The organism is Thermococcus sp., assembly GCF_026991495.1.
In the GTDB taxonomy this organism is placed as follows: Archaea; Methanobacteriota_B; Thermococci; order Thermococcales; family Thermococcaceae; genus Thermococcus.
On sequence record NZ_JALXBJ010000088.1, the window covers coordinates 36342 to 60298 of the forward strand.

Genomic DNA, 23957 nt, shown 5'->3' on the forward strand with positions numbered 1-23957 from the left:
CTTCACTCCTCCTCATCCTTTTCCTTCTCGGGCGGAAGACCGCTTTCTATGAGCTCGTAATAGGCGGAGCTCTCAAGTTCGAGGTCCTTCCTGCGCCTTTCGAGGTATTTGTAGACGACCCCGTGGGGGGAGCCCCTAACGAGCTTTTCAACGGCCGTTTTGGCAACCTCAACCTGAATGGGGTTCCCTATTATTGCGACGGTCTTCCCGTAGACGCTTATCTCGGTTCCGCTCAGCTCCTCGATGAGCTCCCGGGTCCTGCCCTTTCTCCCGATTATCCTCCCCCTCACCCTGGGGAGGGCGTTCCGCTCGTTGCCAACGATGATGTCGGTCAGGTTGATCACCTCAAGGGTCTCCCCCTCGTTGAGCAGCCTGAAGGCCCTTTCCGGGGAGAAGCCCCTGCCTATAGCCATCACGACGTCGCGCGCCTTCCACACTGAGAGGGGGTCGCTGCTATCCTTTTTAGCGGTTATGAACACCTCACCGGTTTCGCTGTCCACTTCAACCTTCGTCTCGGTTCGCCTTTCAATCTCGGCCTTGGTCTGGCCGTTCTTCCCAATCAGAACGCCTATCCTCTCCTTTGGAATGCGGAGGAACTCCTCCTGGTCGGAGGGGCTGAAGTTGTCTATCCCGTGCTCCCCCCTCCCTTCGGAGCCTTCATCAACGCGCTCGTACTTCTTCAGGAGCCTCTCAAACTCATCCATCCCATCACACCTCCAGGAGCTCGCGGAGCTTTTCATCGTAATCGTCAACATCAATCCCCTTCCTCGCGAAATAACCTATGATGTTCCTCAAATCCCGCTTCAAAAGCTGCACGCTCATCCTGTTCCTCCTGACCGTGGCCTGCGACCAGTCTATAACGACGGGCTCATCCCAGAGCAGGACGTTGTACTCGCTCAGATCACCGTGCACCATCTCGCCTTCCCTCCAGAGGCGCTCCACGACTTCAATAAGGTGGGAGTACAGCCCCTCCAGCTCGGCCTTTGAAAGCCCTCCCTCCGCGTCCTTCAGCCTTGGAGCGGGGCCTTCATCGCCTATGAACTCCATGACGAGGACATTGTTCCTGAAGGCTAAAGGCTTGGGGACGCGGACGCCGTGCTTTATCGCCCTCTGGAGGTTCTTGAACTCCCTCCTCGTCCACTGAAAGACGAGCTTCCGAACGTCCTTCGGCAGGTAGCCCATCCTCGGATCGGCGGCTAGGTACTCCCACATCCTCCTGAACTCCGTTGTGTAAGTCCTGTATACCTTCACTGCTATCCTGCTGCCGCGGGAATCGAAGCCGGCGAAGACGTTTGCCTCCTTTCCAGTGCTCACGACACCCTGGAGCTCGGATATCTTTCCCCGTCTGTGGAGGAAGGCCAGGCTCTCCACCGTAGTCCTGTCAAAGACTTCGTTGAGCACTTTGTAAAGCTCGCTGTCCTTCCTGCGCCTCTCCCTGAGCCCCATCATCCTCTCGATCTCGCGTTCAACCCAGTCCCCACGCATCTTACATCACGTAGATGGCTCAGAAGAGGGACTCCCCGCCGGTCAGGAAATCGTGGCTTATCTTGCCCTTCCTGAGGAGCCAGTCAACCTGTGTCCTCGTGTAGCGGTAGACTATGTCCCCCCTCTTGTCGCTCTGGACGGGCCAGGGCTGGACTATAACGACATCCCCGACGCGCATCCACATCCGCCTCTTGAGCTTCCCCGGGATCCTGCAGCGCCTCACGTTCCCGTCCTCGCACCGGACGTCCATCCAGCCTGAGCCGAGGGCCTGCTCTATGACCCCGAAGAGCTGTCCGCTTCTCCTGTCCGGTAAGGGCACGCGGATTATCTCCTCCCCGTGATCGTTCTGATTCTTCCGTCCAGTTCTCTTCCGGTAAACCATTGAGCATCACCTCCCCCCATTGGGCCTCCCGATTTATAAACCTGCCCCTTGCAAAAATTCCGTAATTAATGCACAGCCACGGGCTTTTAAAATTTTTGCACAGGGAAAGCGTTATATAAGCGCTCGCCAGAATCCAATCGGAAATGACGGTGTACCTGTTCGATTTTGACGGCACCCTGGTGGACAGCCACGAGGCGGTTGAAAAGGCCCTCCGGCTTGCGATAGAGCGGACCATACCGGCGGTCATCGAGAGCGAGCTGTACGACGAGTACTACCGCGCCCTCTTCCTCTTCATCAAGGGAAAGCTCACCTACAGGCACCTCGGCGTGATACACGAGCTGGTCGCCCAGGGCACGATACACGAGTACTACCGCCTGATGCCGACCTTTATAAAGGACTTCCCGAACGCGAGGAGGGTTGTCAGAACCCTGCGGAAGAGGGGAAGGCTGGTGGTCAGCTTCTCCGGCGAGCACACCTACCCGGGGGGGAAGGTCATATTCCTGAAGAAAACCAACTGGTACGACGAGTTCGACTCCATCGTGACCTTCAAGGGAACCGGGGACATGCTCCAGAAGTTCGAGAGCGTGAGGGATCTCCACCCGGACGAGCCCATCGTGTGGATAGACGACAGCCCAAGCAGGTTCACCTACGTAACCGACGACAACACCCTCCTCGTCCAGAAAGCCTCCCCGTACAAGCACGACGTCGCGCTCCTCTTCGAGAGGGACAACTTCCTCAAGATACGAAACATCAGGGAAGTCCTCGATATAGACGACAGGCTCGGGGAGTTCATGGAATAGTTTTTATTCCTGGCGTCTTAATGGCTTCGGTGGTTTTGATGAAGGTTCTCGTACTCGGGGCCGGGAACGTCGGAAGGGCCGTGGCTCTGGACATGAGGGATGAGTTTGAGGTTTACGTGGCGGACGCGAGTGAAAGCGCCCTTAAACGTCTCAGCGGCATCGTGGAAACTCTCAGAGTTGACGCGCGGGACTTTAACGGGCTCGTGAGTGCCATGAAGGGCTTTGACCTCGTGGTGGGGGTCCTCCCCGGGAAGCTCGGCTACGACTCGATAAGGGCCGCCATAAGGGCGGGAGTTGACATGGTTGACGTCTCATTTACGCCGAGGGATCCCCTCGAACTCAGGGATGAAGCGGAGAAAGCCGAGGTCACGGTGATATTCGACGCCGGGTTCGCCCCGGGGTTGAGTCACATCCTCATGGGCAGGGTATGGAACGAGCTCGACACACTCGAAGAAGGGGAGATCGCGGTCGGCGGGCTCCCAAAGGATCCGAGGCCGCCCCTCTACTATCGGCTCACCTGGTCGCCCGAGGATCTGATCGCGGAGTACACGAGGCCGGCGAGGCTCATCAGGGACGGAAAGATCACGAGCGTTGAACCCCTCTCCGAGATAAGGAGGATGAATGTTCTCGGCTTTGAGTTCGAGGCGTTCCCCAGCGACGGCCTCCGGAGCCTGCTGGAGAGCGTCAGGGCCGAGAAACTTGAGGAGTGGACGCTGCGCTGGCCCGGGCACTTAGAAAGGATGAGAGTCCTCTGGGAGCTCGGCTTCCTAAAGGGGGAGCACCTGAACTGCACGCTCGACACGATATCGCCGCTGATGGAGTACGACAGCCCCGACTTCTCGGTGCTCCTCGTCAGGGGAAGGGGGGCTCTCGAGGGAAGGCCGTACGAGATAGGGTACACGGTCTACGATGAGGAGAGAGACGGCCTTACCTCCATGGCCCGGCTCACTGGCTCGGTTGCGGCCATTACAGCCCGGATAGTCGCGGAGAAGGGCTGCATCTTCGGGGTGATCCCGCCCGAGGTATTGGGAATGAGGATAGACACCTTCACGAGGATAGAGGGGGAGCTCTCCGAGAGGGGAGTGGAGCTGAGGAGGTGGGAGGGTGCTCCATCTGATACTGGCGGAGGCGGAGCTTGAGCTCGTCCCCCCTACCATAGCCGGCCACCCGGCCGTGCTGAGGCACGCCCGAAGGAGAGGCAAAAAACCCACGTCTGTTCTCCTCGACAGCACGTACCACCAAGCAGCCCTCAGAGACCTTCCGGAGGGGGACAGAAGGGGCAGGCCCGACATAGTCCACGTGTCCCTCCTCAACGCCCTTGAGAGCATAGCGAACAGGGAGGGCCTTCTGAGGGTGTACGTGCACACGAGAAACGATGAGGTGATCCACATCAAAGGGGAGACGAGGATACCGAGGAACTACAACCGCTTCGTGGGCCTCATCGAGGACCTCTTCTCCAAGGGGGCGGTTCCAAGGGGTCTTGAGCTCCTCCGGATAGAGAGAATGGGACTGAAGGAGCTTGTCGAAGGAATAGGGGGGAGAGCTTTCGTTATGCACGAGAGTGGAAGGGCTATGACGCCCCGGGAGCTCGGGGAGGCCCTCTCAAGGGAGGAAAATCCTGTGGTGATCGTGGGGGCATTTCCCCACGGGGACTTCAGGGGTGAGGTACCCGGCGAAAAGGTCAGCATCTACGGGGAGCCCCTAATGACCTGGAGCGTTGTGAACGAGGTCATCGCAAACTTTGAGGGGGCCGTCCTGTGGCGCTGATCCCCGAAACGTTTTTGTAGTATAAGCCCGTTATGGCTCTGGAGATGGGCGTGAAGAGGTTCAGGGACTTCCTGAAACTTGGGAACTACCGAGGGGCGTTTGCCGAGGCCCTGAAGGCCAACGACCCCCTTCAGCGCACGATAATGATTGCTGAGATCGTATCAAAGTCCCGACGGGAGGAGTTTACGCCAGCGCTCCTCGACTCATTTTCCCAGGTTCGCTCCCCCTACGGAAGGGCTATAGCAGCCTCCTACGTCGGCATGGCATTCTACTCCCTGGAGCAGGAGAGGGACGCTGAGAGGTACTTCTCGCTCGCATTAGAGCTCGCCGGCTCGATGCCCTCGCCGATGTTGAGGGGAGAAGTTCTTATGGTGATCGGCAGGAACCTTACCCTCTCCGGCAGGTACTCCGATGGGCTGGAAGCCCTGAGGGAGGCCTTCGAGGCGGTTCAGTCTTCCAGGGCCCTGTACTCTGAGGTCGTCTCGGCCCTCGTCAAGCTCGCGAAGACTGTTGAGGAGTCGGCGGAAGAGGTCAACAACGAGAGGGCCCTCGATTTCTACGCCCTTGCGAGGGATGTGTACCTGACCGCGGGCTTCAAGCTCCAGGGAAGGGAAGTGAGCGACAGGATGAAACTTGCGGAAGACGTGCTCAGGAGGGGTTCAGCGGCCGTATGGGAGCTCCTCGAAAAAGGCGACATAGAGAACGCAGTCAGAATGGCCCGATTTCTCTCGTCCCCGGACAGGGCCGTCTCGATGCTTAGGATCGCCTACTGGCTGGTGGTTCACGAGATGGAAGGCCTCGCGAGGGAGGTCTTCAACGACGGGGTGGAAATGATCCTCGTCGGAAAGCTCCCTGTGAGCGATGGGGAGCTTGAGGCCACAGCCTACCGCTTTCTCAGGATAGGGCGGTTTGAGGAGGCCCTCGTGCTCTCGGGCCTCATCAAGGACGAAAAGAGGAGCTCGGAGCTCATAGGCAACATCGCGGTCCAGCTGGCCAAGAGGGGGCGCGTGGAGGAAGCAACTGAGATAGCCGGGAGGATAGGCGATATCCTTATTAGGGATAAGGCCCTTAGAACTATCAAGAGGATTGAAGATGGAATGGGCTCTCGGAGTGATTCTAAAACCGAACCCCCGGAAGCCCCAATAAGCGCCCCTTCTAATCAGAGCAAGGGGGGTGAGGCGTATCCTGGTGGAGAACCTCGAGAACTACGTGAGAAGGGGTGAGGTTGAGAGGGCCATCAAAGTACTCCGGGAGGAGGATGACCCGATCATACGTACCGAGCTGCTCTGTGAGCTCTTCAAGCTCGTGCCCTGGGGAATGGATTACAACATCGTGAGGGACGAACTCCTGTCCGCGAGGTACTTGGCGAGGGACAGAAAGGAAAAGGCCATAATACTGTCCCTCATAGCTGAAGCCCTCTTCCAGCGGGGAGAAGAGGGTAAAGCCGTGAAGATGTTCTCGGAGGCCATGGAGACAGCGGAGAGGATAGGCCTTCCATCCTCCAGGGCGGAGGCCCTTTCGGGGGTTGCCCTTAACCTGCTCCGGGCCGGCTTCTACGAGGACGCCTACGATCTCTTCGTTAAGGCTGTGGAAGCCCTTATGAGTGGCGAAACCAACACAATGCCCCTCCTATCCAAGATCGCCGACCTCATCACGGGCGGGGTGGAGGGAATAGACGATCCCGAGTGGGCGGTTGCCCATCTCCATCTCGCCGCGGAGGTCTACGAGTACGTTGGAAGAAACCTGTCCTCCTCGATCTCCAAGCGAAAGGCGGAGCTCATAAAGCGCGCTATTGAAGGGGACGTCAGGATCCTCCGCCGGATCCTCGCGGAGAACAGGGTTGACGACGCGGTTCTTATAGCGAGGTACCTCCCCAAGGAGCTCAGGGGCATGGCCTTCTTAGAGGTCTCCTTCTGGCTCTACGCCAACGGCCATTCGGAGGCTGGAAGGCAGGTTTTCGAGGACGCCTACTCCCTGCTAACGGCCTTCCCCGGCGTTGGGGAGGAAGAGCTCTTCAGCATCGCCGTGGACTTCGTGAAGCTCGGCTACCCCCAGCTTGCCTCCCGCCTCGCGAACCTCATATCCAGCGAAAGGCTGATCTCAGGGCTCTTGGCGAGGATAGCAGTTGCCTACTACAGGTCGGGTGAGGAGTTCTTAGCCAGGACGATAGCCATGGGGATACCCAGCGAAACCATTAAGAGCAGGGTTCTCCAGGAGATTGGCGGTGAGGCTCATGTGGGATACGAGCAGGGACTACAGGTTGCTGGTGGCAGAGAAAAGCGTTGAGCTCTTTTTAAAGACCTTGGAGGGCGCAAGGTTCAAGGGCAAGTGGGACAAGAAACGGGCCGTTCAGCTCGCCAAGGGGATGATACCGGAGATAGAGGCCATGCGCTACTCCTACATCGGGCCCGAGGAGCTCATCGAGACGCCCCAGATGAGGGAGCTGAAGGAGAGAGCTAAAGGAATAGTGGAGGCCTTAGGGGGTGAGGACTGGCACGAAAGGTTCCTGAGCCTGGCCGATAGGGGCGAGAAGGAGAGGGTTGAGGAGGCGGTCGCGCGCATAAAGTTCTTCCTCAACACGATACTCGGCCTCGATAGGAGGCTCGCCTTGGGCAAGATAAACGACCCGGTTATAGGGGTGGACATCAAAGTCGGCGAAGTTATGAGCGTCGGAAGGCACCCCAACGCCGACAGGCTCCTCGTTACCAACGTCAACATCGGCGACAGGGCCGTGACGGTGGTCACCAACGACCTGAGCGTGAAGGAGGGGAACCGTGTGGCGGTGGCCCTGCTGCCCCCAGTCAGCTTCAGGGGCATAGTCAGCGAGGGCATGTTCTTGGGTGCGGGTGAGGGCGTTCTAAAGGATGTCAAGGGGGAAATCGGCGGGCTCCCGAAGGGCATTCCACTTGAAGCCCTGAACGAGGCGAGGAACCTCGTGGAAGCTTTTCTGAAGGGCTGACTTTTGCCTGCCTAAGCCGGCCAGCGCCCCGGTTGCCATCCCTTTTGGGTTCTTCTTTGAGACCTCAGCAGCAATGAAGGCCAAACCCCCACGAGCACCCCTGCCATCCAGGCGTCTGCAACACCGTGCTCATAGCCCCTTCCATTTTCAATCAGCACTCAAGATCGTCATCATCCTGCCGTCAGCAACTGCCGAGGTCATCACGTTCAGGGAATGGATTCCCGGCTTATATACCTGTTCCCAGTTCCAATGACCATCGAAACGCTAAGTTTTTAAGCTGAACTGCATCCCAAGGGCCATGGACACCGTGGCCGGCATTGGTGCGGCCCTCCTCTCGGCGTTTGGATGGGCCTTCGCAACGGTACTCATAAAAGCGGGTATGCGCTCCCTAAGCCCCTCCTCAGCCAACGTGCTCCGGCTGTACACCGTCTCAGTTTTCTACGCCGTGACCCTCGTGGTGACGGGCGGATTTGGAGGGATTACCAGCGCCGGCCCCTGGAGGATTCTGATGGCCTTTCTCTCCTCCCAGTTCGGGTTCGTGGTAGGGGATTACTTCTACTTCCATGCACTTAAGAGGATGGGCGTTTCAAGAACCGTGCCCATAACCTCCACCTACCCCCTCTGGACGGTTGTCTGGGCGGTCACCATCCTCGGAAGGAGCGCTGACTACAGGGTCTACCTTGGGGCAAGCCTGATCGTGCTCGCGGTTGTGGTGGTTAAGAGGGCGGAAGAAGCCGAGCACGCGGATCTTAAGGGGTTTATATTCGCTCTTCTCGCCCCCCTTTCGTGGAGCATGGGGATAATCATAATGGACTGGCTCACCCCCTACTTCAACCCCCTGACCCTCTCGGCGCTCAGGATGTTCTCGGCGACGGTGGGGGTCTCCGTCTTCGTCCCGGGCAACCTCGGGGAGATCATGCGCGTGACCCGGAGGGAGATCCTGATAATTGCCGGAGCGGCTTTTAGCGGGCTCTACCTAGGCCAGATACTCTTCGTTTACGCCACAGCCGAAGTTGGCTCCCAGATATCGGCGCCGGTCTCGGCGATAAACCCCATCTTGGCATCGGGCCTCGCAGTGGCTTTTCTTAGGGAGAAGCCGGGCAGGCGGATAGTTGAAGGCCTGGCCTTAGCGGTGGTCGGGATACTCCTAGTGTCAAGCGGCTGAGCTAACGCCGCACCCGCTGCCCTTATAAGCCCTCGGCCCAAGCGAAAGCGGTGTGAAAGATGGAGCTGTTCGAGGAGGTTGAGGTCGAGGCCTACGTTTACCCGACCGAGGAGGTGGAGAAGGTGAAGAGGGCCATGCTCAACCTGATCCCAGAGCTTGAGTTCGAGGCCTTTGAGAAGGGCGACCGCGTTCTCCTCACCGGAAAGACGAGGAGTAAAAAAGCCCTGCAGAGGCTCTACGAGCTCTTCCGGGGGCAGGCGATACTCGACACGGCAAGGGACTTTCTTGAGGAGGGCTACTTCGGCGAGGAGATCATAATCAGGGTGAACAAGCAGGCCGCCTATGCTGGGGTGGTGAACTTCAATGAAGAATGCCCCCTCGGCCCGATAACCATCGTCATAAAAACGAAAGACCCCCAGAGACTTATGAAGTGGCTCGCCCCGAGGACTAAGGACGGCGTGCCGATAGAGTGACTACCGCCTTCTCCTCCCCCAACCCATCTTCGCCGTCAGGATCTTCTCGCCTGAGAACGCCCTCGCGGTGAGGTAGAGGAGAGCCAGGGCAGCGGCGGAGAGGTAACCTATGCTCCACGCAATCCTCGCGTATTCGCCAGCGAGCATCCACTGGTACGCCACAATGGGGTGGGTGAAGGGGTCAGAGAGCAGGGCGTAGGCGGCTGCCTTGGGGAGGGAGGAGAGGTCGGTGTACATCAGGATGAAAGATGGGAAGGCCAGCGGCAGTATGACTGAACTGACCACCGTGTTGGCGCTCTGGACGTCCTCAGAGAATATGGCCAGAAGCATCGCGAGCGAGAGCGCGAACGCCACCGTCAGAAATACCACCACCCCGAAGAGGAGGATCCCCTGGGGGGTTATCCTTATCCCGAGGTCGCCGAGGCTGACATTCGAGCCCCCGAAGGAGGAGCCGATGTAGCTCCTCATCCCAAAGGTGTAGGTCAGGGCTGCTATGAGCCCCATGACCGCGGTTCCGCCTATCTTCGACGCAACTATCGTCGTCCTCTTTACGGGGAGGGTTAGGAGCGTCTCAAGGGTCTTGTTCTCCTTCTCGCTCGCTATTGCCCCGGCCGCTATCTGGGCTGTCAGTGTGACCATCAGGAAGACCACTATCGGAAGGGTCACGGACTGGGAGGCGAGTATAGCGGACACAGCTGAGGGGGAGACGTTCACGAGCCGGCCCCTGACGTAGGACAGGCTCCTCGCCTGGATGGGGCTGAGCAGGGCGGAGGGCTCGCTGAAGCCCAGTTTCCTCACCTTTATCTCGGCTATACCCCTCGACAGGGCCTGGATGATGGCGTTTATCCTGCCCTCGCTGACGCTCTCCTTCATCCCCGTGCCCAGGGAGCTGAATATCCCATAGACGTAGACGATAGCGCTCCTGTTCTCGGCTATGCTTTCGCTGAAGCCTGGCGGGATTACCACGAGAACGTTCTGCTTCAGGTTACTGGCCCTTTCCAGCGCGGCCGCCACATCCCCCGCCTCCACTAACGTTACAGTAACGTTCGGGGAGCTGTTCAGGGCCTTTATGAGGAGTGAACCGTAGTCGCCGGAGTCGAAGTTGGCTATCGCAACGTGGGTCTCCCCCCGCGCCTTCTCTATCCCAATGCCCATCCCCTTCCCCAGGGCGGGGTAGATGATGAGGGGCACTACCACGAGCCCGAAGATTAGCTTCTTATCCCTGAGGAGGTTTTTGAGCTCCTTGGCAAAGAGAACCCAGAAATCGCTCACTTCTGACCCCCCTCCAAGCCAATCGCCCTCATAAACACCTCTTCGAGGTTCTCGGCCTCGTACCTCTCCTTCAGCTCCGCCGGCGTGCCTGCCTCGACTATCCTGCCCCCGCTGATGAGGGCGACCCTGTGACAGAGGTACTCCACCTCCAGCATGTTGTGGCTCGATATGAGGAAGGTAACCCCCTCACTCGCCGATAGGGCCTTTATCGTCTTCCTTATCGTGTAGGCGTTTATTATGTCGAGGCCGCTTGCGGGCTCGTCGAGTATGGCCAGTTTGGGCTTCACCATCAGGGCCCTCGCCAAGAGCAGCCTTCTCGTCATGCCCTTGGAGTAGGTCGAGACCTTGTCATCGAGCCTCTCTCCGAGGCCGCTCAGCTCCACTCCGAGCTCCAGCATCTCGTCAGCGTTTCTTCCCCCCTTTGCGTAGAGCTTCGCCATGAACTCAAGGTATTCCCTCCCCGTCAGGTTCTTGTAGGCCCCGGCCTCCTCCGGCAGGTAGCTTATCATCCCCCTAACTTTCCCGGCCTCCTCGACCACATCGTGACCGAAGACCTCAGCCTTTCCCGCGGTCGGCTTCAGAAGCGTGGCGAGTATCTTGAGAGTGGTGCTCTTTCCGGCCCCGTTCGGCCCGATGAGCCCGAAGATCTCGCCCTCCCCAATCTGGAAGCTTATCCCCTTCAGGGCCCTGACTTTACCGTAGTCCTTCTCAAGCCCCTCGACCCTGACCGCCGGCACTTCCATCACCCCTCTCCCGTAAACAGCGGAGCACCGCCAGAACGAACCGGGCCGGCGGGCCCCTCAGCGGCCCTCATCGTTCTCGCCCTCATAGATGAAGATATCCTCAATCCCGACGTTAAAAAACCTTGCCATCCTGAAGGCGAGCTTTAGGGAGGGATTGTAGCGGCCCTTCTCGATGGCTATTATCGTCTGTCTGGTAACACCCAGCGCTTTTGCAAGCTCCTCCTGAGTTAAGCCCCTCTCCTCCCTGAGCTCGCGGAGCCTGTTTTTCATGATGACACCTCACATTTTTTGCCCATAGTAGACCCTCAACGTTAGATTGCCGAAGATCATCAGGGCCAGCAGAGCGGAGAGAATTTCAGTACAGGGGGCATCTTTTGCCGCAATGATGGAGTAGTAAAGAAAGACAACATCTGTCAGAAGGACTAGTTCGAGGGTTCTCGCGGCAGCGAGCTTGGCTATCTCGTTGCCCCTCTCGTCCATGGGGACACCTACGCTCTTCACAACTCCCCTTGTGAGCAGGTAGCCGAGAATACCTCCAAAAAAGCCAGCAACGAGTGCCACGAGAGCCGTCCAGCTCATTCACATCCTCCTCCCGTGACAAACCCTCGCGGCAAGCCACGAGACCGCCCACAGGGCCAGGAGGCCCAAAAAGAGGCCCTGGAGACCCGGTTCCCAGGATTTATCGTAGGTGGCGAGCAGCATGAGTATCACCACCGCGGTCATCAGGATGTCCCCGGCCAGGGCCCTGCTCTTTATGTCTATCAGTTTCTCCCTCTCATCCGTTACCGGAACGCTGGGCGTGAGCTTTTCACGTTTTGCCCTCGCCACGAGCAATATAGGGGCGAGTGCTACTGTTAAGAGAACCAGAGTCAGCTGTATGGACAGAAAACCGGTCATCCAGAAGGCTATAATAGTCGATGCGGCGCCGAGAAGGAGAGATATCAGGAACAGCTGCAGAACACCGGCTTTCTCCTTTGACAGATCCGGGTTCGTGAGCGCGAGCCCAGCAAAACCCCCACCGAAAGCGATGGCGAAGATTACCGCTCCAACTAAAAACGGGAACGTCCACTCCGGCATTTCATAGCTCACGACCATGCTCCCCCCGCTCGCCCGGTAGAGCCATATGAGATATGCAACATAGGTCACAGCGGACAGGAGGATGAGTAAGAAAACTTCACGCTTCCAACGCTTCATTCCCATCACCGCGTAAAGTTTCCTTTACGTAAAGCTTCCTTTACATGCTTAAAAAGTTTTCGGGGGAGGCTTTTAAGGAGCCCAACCCACTATCTTGGGTGCTCGGGATGAATGGCGAGGTGTTCCTTATCGGCTTCAGCGGGGAGGAGGTTGAACTGCTCCGCTCAGCCCTCTCTGGGATAGGAGTCCACGAGATCCCGAAGGACTGCCTTAACTGGACTCTCGGGGAGGTAATCGAGAAAAAGCCCCTCGGAAGAGGGAACTGGCACGAGAGGAAGTTCCTCGTGATCCACGGCGACAACGAGACCATAAAGTTCGTGATCTCGAAGGTAAGGCCGATGAAACTCGGGAGGGTGATCTTCGTCTCCACAACACCGATTTCGCTGGGCAGGCGGCTCGACGACCTCATAAGGGAGTGGATCGAAGAGGACGAGTACTTCAGGGCCTTCAGGGAGATGAAGAGAAAGGCGGCGGAGAGAAAAGGGCCGTATTTGGAGGTTTAGATGGTGCCGGGGCGGGGCTTTGAACCCCGGACCTCTCGGTTTCTCAGGCTCCCCCGAGGGGAAGCGGCCCTATGAGCCGAGCGCTCTGACCAGGCTAAGCTACCCCGGCACTGCCCGAGCGCTCGACCTATACCTCCCTGGGGGCATTTTTAAACCTTTCGTTCAGCGGAGGAGCCAGAAACCGATAGCCGCTATCAAAACCCCCGAAACCACCGACAGCTCCCCGGAGTGCCGCACCATGACCCTCGAAACATCCTTCCTCTCCCTCAGGCTCCCGAAGGCGAGCAGTATCAGAAGGAGGGGGAGAATGAAAACCGCGTTGTAGAGCGCCAGGAGAACCGGAACCATCCCGGGGCTCCTGGAGATTATCGCCGCGTAGACTATGTACGGGCCAGCCGAACAGGGGAGCAGGGTTGTAGAAACGAAAAACCCGAGGAGCATGGCCCCAACTACACTCCCTCCCTTTGAAAAGGCCAGCCTCCTCAGGGTTCTCTTTCCCCCGACCCTTGACCTCTCGTATATGCCTGTCAGAACCGTGTAGGCGCCGAAGGCGATGGCGAAGTAGGCCGCCCACCTCAGCGGGACCCTTCCAGCGAGAAAGGCCAGACCGAGGCCGAGGGTGTAGTAGGAGATGTAGACGGCCGAGATGAAGGAGATGCCGACGAGGTAGAAGGCCCTGCCCCCGAGTCCGCGAACCGAAAGTGCTATCAGGAGCATCGTGTAGACGGCAAAGGTGCAGGGGTTTATGGAGTCGCTCAACGAGAGGGCGAGGAATTTTGGGATGAAATCGGGCATTCCGAGGAGGGCCAGGAAAACCGAGCTGAGGCCCACCGAGATGATAACCGTCACGGTGAGGTAGACCAGTGCTTTTCTCGACCCCATGATAACCGGTTCCCGGGGGGCTCTTTTATCCGTTTTTAAATCCAAAGGTTGCCAACCCATGGTTTAGGTGGCGGAGGGTTTTTTAGCGACTATGAGCCTGACGATACCGTGGTAGTAGGTCTCCTCCCTTTCCACCTCAAAGAACTCTCCTATCAGGCGGTGGGTGTCCCTCAGAGGGTTATCGCTTAGAAGGAAACCGAGGAGCAAACCGAGGGGGCGGAGGAAGAGGGCGTTGATGGTCCGGCTCTCGCTCCTCGTGTGCTCAAGGAAAACCGCCCTACCCCCTGGCTTGAGGACTCGATGGAGCTCCCCCATGCCCCTCTCCGGATCAGGCACCGTGCAGAATGTGAAGGAGGAAACGACCGTGTCGAAGAACCCATCCGGGAAAGGCAGCCTCTCGACATCAGCACGCTGGAAAATGACCTCCAGTCCGAGCTTCTTAGCTTTCTCTCGGGCGACCTCAAGCATGGCCTCGCTGCCGTCAACGGCGTACAGTTCGATGCCCCGTGGATAGTACCTCAGGGTCTTGCCAGTCCCGACGCCGACCTCCAGCGTCCTGCCCTCGGCTAAGGAAACCGCCCTCTCCCTGAGGGGTTCGAAGAATCTGTCCAAGGGCCTTTCAAGCAGGTCATAGTGCCTCGCCAGCCGGTTGTACTTCTTTCGATACACAAAAACCACCGAAAGGGGGTCACATGCCCCCGCTGACGGCCAACTCGATTATCTTCCTTATCTCCACGAGGAACTCCATCGGTATGTCCTTGAGCATCGGCTCAAGGAAGCCCTTGACGATCAGCTGGGTTGCCTTCTCCTCGCTCAGGCCGCGGCTCATGAGGTAGAAGAGCTCCTCCTCGCGTATCTTGCCTATCGCTGCTTCGTGGCTCAGTTCGGCGTCGTCAACCCTGCTCACCAGCCCCGGATACGTCTCCATCCTCGACTTATCGCTCAGGAGGAGTGCGTCGCAGCTTATGTGGCCCTTCGTCTTCGGCGCTTCAGCCGTTATGATGCCGCGTGTTATGACGGTGCTCTCGTCCATTATCACCGCCTTGCTCGCGTTTATCCCGGCTGCGCCTTTACCCTGGAGGTACATCTCACCGCCGAGGTCGACGTACCAGTCCTTCTGGCCGAGGAGGATTCCGTTCAGCTCAACGTAGCCGTTTTCATCAACCCAGTACTTCGGGTTGGCGGTGTTGCTCTTCCCGGTCCCCAGCCCGACGGTGGTGTTTATGAAGCGCGCGTTCTTCCCTATTTTAGCCCTCGTCATAGGCCTCGTGTGGACGTATTCCGGCCAGTTCTGGAGGACGGTCAGCTGGCCCTTAGCGTTCTCGCCGAAGTAGGCCTCCGTCATGTCGAGGTGGAGCGAGTGTCTGACGAGTATCGGGGCTGTGCAGCCCTCTATCAGGTGAAACTCCGTGTTCGGCTCGGCGATTATGATTATGTGCGGCGCCTGGGCCAAAGCGCTCTCCTGGATGAGGAAGAACAGGTGAAGGGGGAAGGGAACCTTCAACCCTTCTTTGACGTGGAGGAAGATTCCCCCGTTCCATACTGCGGTGTGGTATGCTGTAAGCTTGCTCTCGTCAACGCGGAAGAGCCGAAGGAAGTGCTCCTTCACGAGATCCGGGTACCTCCTGACGGCCTCTTCAGTCGGGAGGACGGTTAACCCCTTCTTCGCCCACTCCTGGAGGAACTGGTTGTAGATGACCCCCGTATCGGTCTGAACGGCTAAACCAGCGACGTACTTCTGCTCGACCTCCTCTATACCAAGCCTGTCGAGGAGGGCCTTCAGTTCGGCCGGCAGGTCTTCGAGGCTCTCTATGTGCTCTGGAATGCCCTCCACCTCGGGCTTGGCTATGAAGTGGAGAAGCTGCTCCTCGCTTATGACGGGGTCGTTGTGGGGTGCCCTCTCAAAGGCTTCAAGGGCCCTGTACCTTATCTTAGTCATCCACTCCGGCTCCCTGTTCCTCCTCGCGAGCTCTTCAATCTGGTTCTCGATCACCGCCTTGGCGTCGGCAAGGGTTATGGTCTCACTCATCGCAACCACACTCCTCGAATATGGCCTGGAATCCCCTCTCCTCTATTTCGTTCACGAACTCGCCGCCGCGCTCCATCACTATCCTGCCGTCCTTCATGACGTGAACCCTGAACGTCCCCGGGTCGAGGTGCTCTAAGATCCTGCCGTAGTGCGTGATGAGGAGCACGGCGGTTCCCGCCCTGTTCAGCTCCTCTATCTTCCTGCTTATGATGCTGAGCGAGTCAACGTCGACGCCGCTGTCCGGCTCGTCGAGTATGAGGAGCTTCGGTTCTATGAGAAGGGCCTGGAGAAGTTCAAGCCTCTTCCTCTCTCCACCGGAGAAGCCGACGTTGACGTAGCGGTGAAGGTCATCCTCCTTGAACCACAGCTCCCCCGCCTTCTTAACGATGGCATCGTAAGCCTCCGCCGGGTCGATTCCCTTAAGCTCGACGAGAACCTGCTGGAGGAACTCGATTATCTTCACCCCCTCCACCTCGGGCGGAACCTGAAAAGCTAAGAGGATGCCCTTCCTTGCCCTCTCATCCGGCCCGAGGTTCAGTATGCTCTCGCCATCGAAGAGCAGCGTGCCTTTTGTGACCTTATAGCGCGGGTGGCCTGCCAAGGTGAGGGCCAGCGTCGACTTCCCCGAGCCGTTGGGACCCATGACGACGTGGAACTCCCCCTGCCCCACGGAGAGGTCAACACCCCTCAGGATCTCCTTGTCATCAACCGAAACGTGAAGGTTCTCAACTTTGAGCATTAGCTCACCTCCGTGGGCAACGTTAATGGGACATCTTTTAAGCATTACGGGACATAAATGTGTAAAGGAAAAAGTCAGAATTCGAGGAGGCCGGTTCTAACGTCCACGGTCTCGGGGGTGCGGTATACGAAGGCCCCCTCCTCCTTGTGCACGTGCTTCCTCATGGGGCCAGGGGGGACTCCATTGGCCTCATAGATGGCAGCCTGAACGTCGGGGTCGTGGTAGAGTATCAGGCTCGGCCCTCCGAGTTTCATCACGCTGTCGAGGGCGTATTGGGTCGCTAAAACGGTCACCCTCGCCCTCATCGGCTTCGTCAGGAGGGGAAGCGCTGCGCTGGCGGTGTCGGTGTACGAGAGAACCCCTGCGTCGCTTACCCCCACCATGGTCTCCCTCCTCTTCTCAACGGCCGCGGCAACTATCAGGAAGGCGTTGCTGGCGGTTGTTATGCTGTAAACCTTCCCGAGGTTCAGGGTGAAGCTGCCGCCTAACTTAGGGGGATCGCCGGAGTAGAGCGCCTCGTCCAGCTCCGTGTACGTTTCAGCAATGACCTCCGAGTACTTCTCCTTTCTTCTCAGGGCGTCCTCAACGCTCTCAATCCGATCCCTTAAGATGTCCGCGTAGAGCTTCTCCGTCAGGAACCTGTCGAGGCCGTAGATGGTCTCGATCACCGTCGCGGCGGTGTAGGGGTCGAAGTAGCCTTTGAGGGCCATCTTTATCGGGTCGAGGCCGGCCTCCTTCCCGTCCTCTACGGTTATAACCTCTCCAACCCTCAGCTTCCCGGTTGTGTCAAACACAACCCTCTCGTAGCCTATCTCGCCGTACTTCCCGGATATGTACTCCATGAACTTTACCGGCCACTCGTCCATCCCGAAGACCTTCAGGGTTCTCCCGTGGTAGACAGGGTCGTAGAGGATCTCCTCCTCATTCTTCAAAATCCCGACGGCTATTCTGCTGTACTTCATCCAACCACCACGGGAGTTTGGGAGGGAAGGTATAAAGGCCTTTCTAAACGACCTTCACCATCTTCTCCATCCAGGGGCTGACGCGGACGCGGATGTAGCCCCTGAGCTTCCCATCCACCTCCTTATCCCCGGTATAAACCCTTATGAGGCCTTTCTCGACCTTGGAGGGAGCCGCCACGACGACGATGTTCTCCTTTGGAATCCTCCTCAGGACTTCCGCGGAGAACTGCTGGTTGCCCCTGCCGAAGAGGAAGTTCAGGCCGCCGATGATGGTGACCACTATCTTTGGGTTCCTGTCAACAAAGCGGAGGAGATCCTTTTCCGCCGCGTCCTTGACGAGGAGTCTCGCCTTTCCATTTTCGACCTCCACAACGTCCACGCCCAATAGAGTTCCGGCTATGCCGAGACGGTCCTTTATCCGCTTTACGGTAGAACCGGCGCCGAGGAAGTACACGCCATCCTCCTCGAGTATTTCCTCCGCAACGGCATCCGCTATGGCCTCAAGGGTCTCGCCCTCGTCCACCCTCTGGGCCTCTTTTGCACCCTGGACGAGGAGCTCGACCACGGGGGTGATGGCCCTGCCGTAGTGCTTCGGCCTTATCTCGTCCCGCCTGAAGGCAGCCTCATCGAGGTCCATCACGTCCCTCTCCTCAAGCCTTGCCCTTCCGCGGGCGAACTCAACGAGGAGCAAAGCGGCACTCTCAGGGGACGCGGCGAACACTCCGGAGAACATTTTAACCCCTGTGGGAACGCCGAGGATTGGAACGCGCCCGTCAACAACTGAATAAACGTCCCTGGCCGTCCCATCCCCCCCGGCGAAGACCAATACGTCAACTTCTTCCGCCATTTTGCCCGCGAGTTTCTTTGTGTCCTCCGATGTCGTGTCGGGTATTCTAAGGTCCTCCACCTCGCGGTAGCTGATCTTTCTATGCCGGATGACCTCAAAGGGAAAACCGAACTCCCGCAGGTAGTCCTCCCCCAATGGCCCCGGACCGGTGAGGAACCGCATTTTCTCTGATTCTTCAAAGTGGCTCAGCTCGTTCAGGAAGAGGCGCGCCACGTCGGGGGCAACGGGCCTTGCACCCCTCTTTATGGCCTCCTCCACGACGCCGTCCGTCCCCTTGAGGGCCACCCTGCCGCCCATACCAGCTATGGGATTGACTATAAACCCCACTCTCACCTTTCCCTCTGCCATCTTTATCCCAAAAAAGAGTGAAACTGACCGGGCTTAAACCTTCCCCTCACCCATGTACTTCCTGGCGAAAACCATCACACAACGCCCTCGCCGTCCCTAAAACGCTCGTAGATCAGGACATCGACGAACCCCTCCCCCGGAACGTACTGATGCCTCCTCAACCTCCCGGCCCTCCTGAAGCCGTTGCTCTCAAGGATCGCTATGGAAGGCCTGTTGGGTTCGTAAACGCGGGCGAAGAGCTTTCGAAGATTGAGCCATGTGAAGGCGTAATCCACAGCTAAGGAAACGGCCTCGGTCCCGTAGCCCCTGTTCCAGTACTCAGGGCCTATGAAGTAGCCTATCTCCGCCGTCCCGCTGGTGGGCTCGATGTCGTGCAGCCCGACGACACCGACCAGCCTCTTCTGCTCCCTCGTGACGACCGCGAAGACCCTGTGCCTCTCCCTCTCCCTCCTTATTCTCTCGTACCACTCGACCTCGTCCTCGTAGAACAGCACGTCATACGGGCGGCTGAGATATGCCCTCACCCTCCTGTCGTTGTACCACCGCCACACCACCGGCAGGTCGTCCCTAAGCAGAACCGCCAGGGAGACCCTCTGCCCCTCCATAACCGCAGGTCTCATCCCACCACCGTAACTTTAAAAGCCCGTTTCCCTATTTAAACATTGATGGAACGGGAAAAACTCGTGAAGGCCGTCGAGAGGATCTTCCGTACGGCGGGCTTTAAGACGAGCCGCGTGGAGCTCAGGGGCGGCTGCTTCGATATCGCCGCGAGCTCAAGCCTATTCCTCCTTTTCGTCAAGGTCGTGACCAACGTAGACACGGTGGGTGAGGAGCAGGCGGAAGACCTGAAGAGGCTCGCAAAGCTCTTCAACGCCACACCGATGATAGTCGGCCTGAAGACGAAGAACGCGGAGCTGGAGGAGGGCGTCGTCTACGAGCGCTTCGGGGTTTACACACTGAGTCCGAGGACGCTCTCCAGGGTTCTCCTCGAAGGGGAGCTCCCCGCGATATTCGCCGAGAGGGGCGGGCTCTACGTCCGCGTGAACGGCGAGCTCCTGAAGAGCCTCAGGGAGAAGCACGGCTATTCAGTGAACGAGCTCGCGGGCCTGCTCGGCGTCTCAAGGAAGAGCCTCCTCAACTACGAAAGGGGCGAGCAGGCGGTATCGCTCGACGTAGCGATAAGGATGGAGGAGCTCTTCGACGAACCTGTGGCCGAGCCCATAAACGTCCTCAGGGCGGAGGTCGAGGCTGACCTGAGCTCAAAGCCCGAGAATCCCCTTGAAAAGGAGGTCTTCACGAGGCTTGAGAACCTCGGCCTCGGCGTCGTCAAGGTTAAGCGGGCGCCCTTCAACGCCCTCTCAAAGGAGAACCACCTCACCATACTGACGGGTATAGACGAGAGGAAAACGCGCTCAACGGTTAAGAGAGCCGAGATGGTGGCCGAGGTCGGGAGGATAGTCAACTCCGACGGGATGTTCATACTCAAGAAGACGAGGACCGAAATTGTCGGCGAGGTTCCGCTGATTCCCAAGGAGAGCTTGGACGAGATAAGGGACGTTGACGAGCTCATTAACCTCATCAGCGAGCTCAAAAAGAGGCTGAGGGAGATGGGAGGGCTCACCTCCTCCGGTAGAGGGTGAGGGCCGCGAGGATGGCCAGGCCGACAATCCAGAGACCTCCGAAGAAGGGCACCGCAACGCTGTTCTGATAGGTCGGCGTGCCCCCGTCAACGGCGCTCTCAGCCCAGTTTGAGGGGTCGTTTGAGTCCCCTGCAGGGTCCTTTCTCTCGATGCTCTTTCCGTCTCCGCTTCCTCCCCAGGACGGGCTGTACGTTACAGAGTCCACCACCGCGCCGCCGGCGCTCTTAAGGCTCACGCTCCCCCCGCCGTCGTCCAGGATAAAGGATGCGTTCCCGTATACCGCGGAGCCGTCAAAGCGCGGCTCGGTGGAGTACCTGCCGATGAGCCAGTCCGAGTCCTTGGCAACGACGAGAAAGCCCTTTGCTGGGATCACGGTTCCAGTGGGGAATGTGTAGCCCCCGCTCCCGCTCCCCAGCCACCAGCCGCTGACGTCAACCTCAAAGTCGTTGGGGTTGTAGAGCTCGACCCACTCACCGTAGCCGTCGTCCCCCTGGGAAGGCCAGTACATTATCTCGTTTATGACGACCCGCGGAGGGTTCTTAGGCTGGACTGAGATCTGGCGGGAGATCGTCACGGAGCCCCCATCATTAGTGTGAACAGTTACCTCAATAACCCCCAGCCCGGGAGTCGTCGCGGTGACGTTCCAGGAGAAGGTGTGGTTGACACCGAGCCCGTAGAGCAGGTGGTCCGTTGCGGGGTCGAGGTAGGCGAGGGACTCCTCCGGCGGGTTGTCAGTGGAGAGCTCCCCAGGGAGGGATAGGGTCACCGTTACGTTGTGGATGACGGGGTCGCCCGTGTTTGAGACAGTTACGTTTACCTCGAACCTTGAGCCCTCGGTAACAACCTGTGGCACACTGATCGAGTAGGAGAACCTCGGGGAGACGTCCACGAGCGTCCAGGCAACGGGGGTGGCCTTGACTTCCGAGCGGTTGAGACCGTCCCAGAGCCTGTAAACGGTGAGGTTGTAGGTGCCAGCTCCAATGCTCCCGAGAACCCTAACCCTCACAGGCACCGTCGTCGTTGAGCCAGCGGGTACGGCTGCATCGCTGAAGCCCCAGCCGTAGGCCTTAACTTTCCCGCCTGCGCCGACGGGAAGCAGCAGTGCCGCGAGGGCCGTTCCCTCTGACTCATCACCAGGGTTGCTCACCCTGACGTCCACCTCCCCTGTTCCAGCAGGAGAGAACCCGGAGTGGGAGCCTATGGAGTACCCCATGCCGTCGTCTCCCTCGGTTACCCTCAGACCCCTTGGAACCGCTAAACTCAGGTTCACCGTCTCCCAGATACTGGTCCAGACGTCTGAGGTGCCCTCGTAGCCGAGGGCCCAGAAGCCGCCGCCCGCCAGGCCCGCCCTGTTGGCGTAGTCGAACTTTATCCCTATGGACTGATCATCGTCGTACCAGCACTGGTGCCAGTGACCGTCGGAGCCCTTGTAATAGTAGTAGGGGCTGTGTGAGCTGCCGTCCCAGTGCCTGCCGTACTTCTGGGCGTTTGGAACCGCGTACTTGACCAGGACGGCGCTCCCCAAACCGAGGGTTGAGGCCCCGGGGGAGGCCGAAGACGCGGGCCAGTCGTAGCCGTAGAGCGGTGCACCGAGCACTATCTTTTCCCTCGGGTAGTACTTCAGGAGAATGCCGATGGAGTCGAGGACGTCGAACTGGTTCGGGTCGTCGAAGGGGGCGACGGCGCCAGTATTGGGCGCCCCGGCCCAGTGATAGTCGTAGCCCATGAGGAAGACGTAGTCGAGGTACCTCGCCAGGCGGGAGTTCCTGAAAACGTCCTCCACGCTCCCCGTAACCGCCACGGCGACCTCGTACATTGGGTTCACCTTCTTGAGCTCATCATGAAGGTAGTTGAAGAACCACTCGACATAGTATGAGTTGGACTTTCCGGTCAGGGAGTTCGTGCTCCTTATGAACTCGAAGTCTATAACCGCGCCGTCGGCCCCGTACTCCTCAACGGCCGAGACTATGTTCCTCACGAGGGCAACCTTGTGGTAGGCCAAAACGCGGTCCTGGGTGTCGTGGTCAAAGCAGGTGAACGTCAGCAGAACCCTGGCCCCGTGGGAGTGGGCCTCGTTCCTGACCGAGTAGTAATAGTCCCCTATGTGGCTCGTGTCTATGCTCCCATCTGAACTCACGGGGATGTCGAAGAAAGCAACGTGCGTCACTTCCCTCCAGTCAGGCGCGTAAGAGCTCGAAGTCCAGTAGGGCCAGAATCCGTAGAGAACCCTCGAAAGCTCCGCCGGCACCGTTACGTAAGTAATTCCCCCTGTCCCTTTAGCTTCCACCATGTTACCCCCAAAGCCGGGATACAGGCTGATTATCAGCACCGCAAGGATAAAAGCGTTAGCAAAGGTCCACTCCTTTATCAGCAAGCCGACCACCCGTCTTTCCTTTTTTGAAAGCTCGTGGGCGGGCTTATAAGCATTTCCCCTGTGGGACGGCCGGTTTGGGACTGTTTTGGCGCCATCTGAGGCAAGGTTTGAAACCTAAAAGGGGGAAGCAAAGCGGGACCGGCCTCACCCAAAGAGCACCCTCCTCCAGCTCCCCCTTATTGCCTCCACGTACCTCTCGGGGGATGCGATGAGAACGGCCCAGCGGGGGGTCTGACGCCTCTTTAGGGCGTTCGCCAGGGGGGTGACCTTCGTCAGCGGCTCCAGCCGGCCGTCCTCCATGAGGACATTTATCTCGGTCGCCTTAAGCCGGGGCTCGCTGAGCATCAGGTCGGCTATGCTGAAATCGAGGATCACCTCACCCTCCCGCGCCCCAACGGCGTCCGCCAGGGCGCGTTCTATCTCCTGCCTTCTCTTCACGTTTCTGTACGCCGTCAGGAGCTCCCTCTTCTCGTCCGGGCTGAGTTCATCGGCGCCTGCCAAAACAGCGGCCTTGTAAAGCTCCCTGTACTTTATCCGCCTAACCATCTCAGCGGGAAGCCCCTCGAGGTCTTCGAGCTCAACGAGCACCCTGCAGTCTATCATCTTCCAGAAGTCCCAGAGGTGCCCCTCCTCCATGGCGAACTCCAGCGCCCTCGTGAGCATGCCCTCGGCTATCTTCACCGTGTGGTGGAAGTAAACGCGGGAGTACATGAGCGATCTGGCCACCATCATGCCCTCGACGGCCTCTATGCCCTTCTCCTCGACCACGAGCTCACCGTTGTGGATCGTCAGAACCTTCAGGAGCCTCTCAAGGTCGATTATGCCGTGGGCAACGCCGGTGTAGTGGGCGTCCCTCCTCAGGTAGTCGAGCTGATCAACGTCAACGTCCCCGTGGAGGGCCTGACCGAGGTAGGGCTCCCCGCTCTTCCCGAGTATGAGGTCCGCAACTTCCCGGGGTTCTATGCCGTACCCCTCCAGGATCTCCGGAATCCTGCCCCCACCGTTTCCGTCTGTTATGTCCGTCTTTCCAAGTACTATCTCCTGGCCGAGCCTCATGTGATCGTGTTCCGCCGTGTAATGCTTGTAGATGGTCTCGAAGGTATGGCTGAAGGGGCCGTGCCCTATGTCGTGCAGGAGGGCGCCCACCTCCAGGACAACCCCCTCGTCGCCGAGTTCTAGCTCTGAGGCAAGCCTTTTGGCGGTCTGCCACGCCCCGAGGGAGTGCTCAAAGCGAGTGTGATTTGCACCCGGGTAGACGAGGTAGGCGAGGCCGAGCTGCCTTATGTTCCTGAGCCTCTGGAACTCGGGCGTCTTAACGAGGTCGAGGATGACGCCGTCTATCTTCATGCTCCCGTGGATCGTGTCGTGTATCACCTTTCCGCTCATGGTACCA

Annotated in this window: 27 protein-coding genes and 1 tRNA gene; 10 read left to right on the forward strand and 18 right to left on the reverse strand. The window is 58.7% G+C overall.

What is annotated here, in order from left to right:
* Positions 1 to 2 precede the first annotated feature (2 nt).
* The 3 genes from MVB78_RS10565 to eif1A are packed head-to-tail and all read right to left on the reverse strand — an operon-like array spanning position 3 to position 1867.
* The gene (locus MVB78_RS10565; RefSeq protein ID WP_297491192.1) at positions 3 to 704 is read right to left on the reverse strand and encodes a KH domain-containing protein; all 702 of its coding nucleotides are present in this window, start codon (positions 702 to 704) and stop codon (positions 3 to 5) included.
* A 4-nt stretch (positions 705 to 708) separates the two neighbouring features.
* On the reverse strand, positions 709 to 1485 hold the full coding sequence (locus MVB78_RS10570; RefSeq protein ID WP_297491194.1) for a serine protein kinase RIO: 777 nt from the start codon (positions 1483 to 1485) through the stop codon (positions 709 to 711).
* 19 nt (positions 1486 to 1504) lie between these two features.
* Positions 1505 to 1867, reverse strand: coding sequence for a translation initiation factor eIF-1A (eif1A, locus tag MVB78_RS10575; RefSeq protein ID WP_297491197.1), 363 nt, complete (start codon positions 1865 to 1867; stop codon positions 1505 to 1507).
* A 143-nt stretch (positions 1868 to 2010) separates the two neighbouring features.
* Between eif1A and MVB78_RS10580 the strand changes: the two genes are divergently transcribed.
* From MVB78_RS10580 to MVB78_RS10615, 8 genes are all read left to right on the forward strand, one after another.
* On the forward strand, positions 2011 to 2667 hold the full coding sequence (locus tag MVB78_RS10580) for an HAD family hydrolase (RefSeq protein ID WP_297491199.1): 657 nt from the start codon (positions 2011 to 2013) through the stop codon (positions 2665 to 2667).
* A gap of 38 nt (positions 2668 to 2705) precedes the next feature.
* Complete coding sequence (locus tag MVB78_RS10585) at positions 2706 to 3806, forward strand: saccharopine dehydrogenase C-terminal domain-containing protein (protein ID WP_297491343.1); 1101 nt, start codon at positions 2706 to 2708, stop codon at positions 3804 to 3806.
* On the forward strand, positions 3772 to 4434 hold the full coding sequence (locus tag MVB78_RS10590; protein WP_297491201.1) for a 16S rRNA methyltransferase: 663 nt from the start codon (positions 3772 to 3774) through the stop codon (positions 4432 to 4434). The genes MVB78_RS10585 and MVB78_RS10590 overlap by 35 nt, the downstream gene beginning before the upstream one ends.
* 44 nt (positions 4435 to 4478) lie before the next feature.
* Complete coding sequence (locus MVB78_RS10595) at positions 4479 to 5657, forward strand: tetratricopeptide repeat protein (protein ID WP_297491203.1); 1179 nt, start codon at positions 4479 to 4481, stop codon at positions 5655 to 5657.
* Positions 5623 to 6720, forward strand: a complete 1098-nt coding sequence (locus tag MVB78_RS10600; protein WP_297491206.1) for a tetratricopeptide repeat protein — start codon at positions 5623 to 5625, stop codon at positions 6718 to 6720. The genes MVB78_RS10595 and MVB78_RS10600 overlap by 35 nt, the downstream gene beginning before the upstream one ends.
* Entirely contained in the window at positions 6668 to 7393 is a 726-nt protein-coding gene (locus MVB78_RS10605) for a tRNA-binding protein (RefSeq protein ID WP_297491357.1), read from the forward strand. Before MVB78_RS10600 ends, MVB78_RS10605 begins: the two co-directional genes overlap by 53 nt.
* Positions 7394 to 7691: 298 nt before the next feature.
* Positions 7692 to 8558 carry a DMT family transporter gene (locus MVB78_RS10610; RefSeq protein ID WP_297491208.1) on the forward strand — a complete coding sequence of 289 codons (867 nt, stop codon included), beginning with the start codon at positions 7692 to 7694 and terminating at the stop codon, positions 8556 to 8558.
* A gap of 59 nt (positions 8559 to 8617) precedes the next feature.
* Positions 8618 to 9031, forward strand: coding sequence for an RNA-binding domain-containing protein (locus tag MVB78_RS10615; RefSeq protein WP_297491210.1), 414 nt, complete (start codon positions 8618 to 8620; stop codon positions 9029 to 9031).
* Here the strand turns inward: MVB78_RS10615 and MVB78_RS10620 are convergent, their stop codons facing one another.
* The 5 genes from MVB78_RS10620 to MVB78_RS10640 form a co-directional block, all read right to left on the reverse strand.
* Positions 9032 to 10303 carry an ABC transporter permease gene (locus MVB78_RS10620; protein WP_297491211.1) on the reverse strand — a complete coding sequence of 424 codons (1272 nt, stop codon included), beginning with the start codon at positions 10301 to 10303 and terminating at the stop codon, positions 9032 to 9034. It abuts the gene before it with no gap.
* The gene (locus tag MVB78_RS10625) at positions 10300 to 11040 is read right to left on the reverse strand and encodes an ABC transporter ATP-binding protein (RefSeq protein ID WP_297491359.1); all 741 of its coding nucleotides are present in this window, start codon (positions 11038 to 11040) and stop codon (positions 10300 to 10302) included. The genes MVB78_RS10620 and MVB78_RS10625 overlap by 4 nt, the downstream gene beginning before the upstream one ends.
* A 63-nt stretch (positions 11041 to 11103) precedes the next feature.
* Positions 11104 to 11316, reverse strand: coding sequence for a helix-turn-helix transcriptional regulator (locus MVB78_RS10630; RefSeq protein ID WP_297491214.1), 213 nt, complete (start codon positions 11314 to 11316; stop codon positions 11104 to 11106).
* Between the two features lie 9 nt (positions 11317 to 11325).
* Positions 11326 to 11625, reverse strand: coding sequence for a DUF2178 domain-containing protein (locus tag MVB78_RS10635; RefSeq protein ID WP_297491217.1), 300 nt, complete (start codon positions 11623 to 11625; stop codon positions 11326 to 11328).
* The gene (locus MVB78_RS10640; protein ID WP_297491219.1) at positions 11626 to 12246 is read right to left on the reverse strand and encodes a hypothetical protein; all 621 of its coding nucleotides are present in this window, start codon (positions 12244 to 12246) and stop codon (positions 11626 to 11628) included.
* A gap of 101 nt (positions 12247 to 12347) precedes the next feature.
* On the opposite strand from MVB78_RS10640, the gene MVB78_RS10645 reads away from it, so the two are divergent.
* Entirely contained in the window at positions 12348 to 12743 is a 396-nt protein-coding gene (locus tag MVB78_RS10645; RefSeq protein WP_297491361.1) for a DUF3783 domain-containing protein, read from the forward strand.
* Between the two features lies 1 nt (position 12744).
* Here MVB78_RS10645 and MVB78_RS10650 read toward each other — a convergent pair.
* The 8 genes from MVB78_RS10650 to MVB78_RS10685 all read right to left on the reverse strand — a co-directional run bounded on the left by MVB78_RS10650 (position 12745) and on the right by MVB78_RS10685 (position 19170).
* A tRNA-Met gene (locus MVB78_RS10650) sits at positions 12745 to 12852 on the reverse strand.
* Positions 12853 to 12905: 53 nt separating this feature from the next.
* Positions 12906 to 13625 carry a cytochrome c biogenesis protein CcdA gene (locus MVB78_RS10655; RefSeq protein WP_297491221.1) on the reverse strand — a complete coding sequence of 240 codons (720 nt, stop codon included), beginning with the start codon at positions 13623 to 13625 and terminating at the stop codon, positions 12906 to 12908.
* 63 nt (positions 13626 to 13688) lie between these two features.
* Entirely contained in the window at positions 13689 to 14294 is a 606-nt protein-coding gene (locus MVB78_RS10660; RefSeq protein ID WP_297491223.1) for a class I SAM-dependent methyltransferase, read from the reverse strand.
* A gap of 19 nt (positions 14295 to 14313) precedes the next feature.
* Positions 14314 to 15654: a SufD family Fe-S cluster assembly protein gene (locus MVB78_RS10665; protein WP_297491226.1), complete on the reverse strand. Its 1341-nt coding sequence runs from the start codon at positions 15652 to 15654 to the stop codon at positions 14314 to 14316.
* On the reverse strand, positions 15647 to 16393 hold the full coding sequence (gene sufC / locus MVB78_RS10670; protein ID WP_297491228.1) for a Fe-S cluster assembly ATPase SufC: 747 nt from the start codon (positions 16391 to 16393) through the stop codon (positions 15647 to 15649). The genes MVB78_RS10665 and sufC overlap by 8 nt, the downstream gene beginning before the upstream one ends.
* Before the next feature lie 74 nt (positions 16394 to 16467).
* On the reverse strand, positions 16468 to 17355 hold the full coding sequence (locus MVB78_RS10675) for a hypothetical protein (RefSeq protein WP_297491231.1): 888 nt from the start codon (positions 17353 to 17355) through the stop codon (positions 16468 to 16470).
* A 43-nt stretch (positions 17356 to 17398) separates the two neighbouring features.
* Positions 17399 to 18535: an ATP-NAD kinase family protein gene (locus MVB78_RS10680; RefSeq protein WP_297491233.1), complete on the reverse strand. Its 1137-nt coding sequence runs from the start codon at positions 18533 to 18535 to the stop codon at positions 17399 to 17401.
* Between the two features lie 89 nt (positions 18536 to 18624).
* A complete protein-coding gene (locus MVB78_RS10685) occupies positions 18625 to 19170 on the reverse strand; it encodes a GNAT family protein (protein ID WP_297491234.1) in 546 nt (181 codons plus the stop codon).
* Positions 19171 to 19215: 45 nt separating this feature from the next.
* Between MVB78_RS10685 and MVB78_RS10690 the strand changes: the two genes are divergently transcribed.
* Entirely contained in the window at positions 19216 to 20190 is a 975-nt protein-coding gene (locus MVB78_RS10690; RefSeq protein ID WP_297491236.1) for a transcriptional regulator, read from the forward strand.
* Here MVB78_RS10690 and MVB78_RS10695 read toward each other — a convergent pair.
* Both MVB78_RS10695 and MVB78_RS10700 read right to left on the reverse strand, forming a co-directional pair.
* The gene (locus tag MVB78_RS10695; RefSeq protein WP_297491239.1) at positions 20168 to 22564 is read right to left on the reverse strand and encodes a glycosyl hydrolase family 18 protein; all 2397 of its coding nucleotides are present in this window, start codon (positions 22562 to 22564) and stop codon (positions 20168 to 20170) included. The two genes, MVB78_RS10690 and MVB78_RS10695, sit on opposite strands and share 23 nt — an antisense overlap.
* 144 nt (positions 22565 to 22708) lie before the next feature.
* Positions 22709 to 23950: an HD domain-containing protein gene (locus MVB78_RS10700; RefSeq protein ID WP_297491242.1), complete on the reverse strand. Its 1242-nt coding sequence runs from the start codon at positions 23948 to 23950 to the stop codon at positions 22709 to 22711.
* Between the last annotated feature and the right edge of the window lie 7 nt (positions 23951 to 23957).

Coding starts and splice junctions, on each gene's coding strand:
- MVB78_RS10665 (WP_297491226.1), bottom strand. CDS start 15,654: ATGAGTGAGACCATAACCCTTGCCGACGCCAAGGCGGTGATCGAGAAC.
- eif1A (WP_297491197.1), bottom strand. CDS start 1,867: ATGGTTTACCGGAAGAGAACTGGACGGAAGAATCAGAACGATCACGGG.
- MVB78_RS10580 (WP_297491199.1), top strand. CDS start 2,011: ATGACGGTGTACCTGTTCGATTTTGACGGCACCCTGGTGGACAGCCAC.
- MVB78_RS10565 (WP_297491192.1), bottom strand. CDS start 704: ATGGATGAGTTTGAGAGGCTCCTGAAGAAGTACGAGCGCGTTGATGAA.
- sufC (WP_297491228.1), bottom strand. CDS start 16,393: ATGCTCAAAGTTGAGAACCTTCACGTTTCGGTTGATGACAAGGAGATC.
- MVB78_RS10570 (WP_297491194.1), bottom strand. CDS start 1,485: ATGCGTGGGGACTGGGTTGAACGCGAGATCGAGAGGATGATGGGGCTC.
- MVB78_RS10700 (WP_297491242.1), bottom strand. CDS start 23,950: ATGAGCGGAAAGGTGATACACGACACGATCCACGGGAGCATGAAGATA.
- MVB78_RS10685 (WP_297491234.1), bottom strand. CDS start 19,170: ATGAGACCTGCGGTTATGGAGGGGCAGAGGGTCTCCCTGGCGGTTCTG.
- MVB78_RS10690 (WP_297491236.1), top strand. CDS start 19,216: ATGGAACGGGAAAAACTCGTGAAGGCCGTCGAGAGGATCTTCCGTACG.
- MVB78_RS10635 (WP_297491217.1), bottom strand. CDS start 11,625: ATGAGCTGGACGGCTCTCGTGGCACTCGTTGCTGGCTTTTTTGGAGGT.
- MVB78_RS10585 (WP_297491343.1), top strand. CDS start 2,706: ATGAAGGTTCTCGTACTCGGGGCCGGGAACGTCGGAAGGGCCGTGGCT.
- MVB78_RS10595 (WP_297491203.1), top strand. CDS start 4,479: ATGGGCGTGAAGAGGTTCAGGGACTTCCTGAAACTTGGGAACTACCGA.
- MVB78_RS10615 (WP_297491210.1), top strand. CDS start 8,618: ATGGAGCTGTTCGAGGAGGTTGAGGTCGAGGCCTACGTTTACCCGACC.
- MVB78_RS10655 (WP_297491221.1), bottom strand. CDS start 13,625: ATGGGGTCGAGAAAAGCACTGGTCTACCTCACCGTGACGGTTATCATC.
- MVB78_RS10675 (WP_297491231.1), bottom strand. CDS start 17,355: ATGAAGTACAGCAGAATAGCCGTCGGGATTTTGAAGAATGAGGAGGAG.
- MVB78_RS10605 (WP_297491357.1), top strand. CDS start 6,668: ATGTGGGATACGAGCAGGGACTACAGGTTGCTGGTGGCAGAGAAAAGC.
- MVB78_RS10645 (WP_297491361.1), top strand. CDS start 12,348: ATGAATGGCGAGGTGTTCCTTATCGGCTTCAGCGGGGAGGAGGTTGAA.
- MVB78_RS10640 (WP_297491219.1), bottom strand. CDS start 12,246: ATGGGAATGAAGCGTTGGAAGCGTGAAGTTTTCTTACTCATCCTCCTG.
- MVB78_RS10630 (WP_297491214.1), bottom strand. CDS start 11,316: ATGAAAAACAGGCTCCGCGAGCTCAGGGAGGAGAGGGGCTTAACTCAG.
- MVB78_RS10610 (WP_297491208.1), top strand. CDS start 7,692: ATGGACACCGTGGCCGGCATTGGTGCGGCCCTCCTCTCGGCGTTTGGA.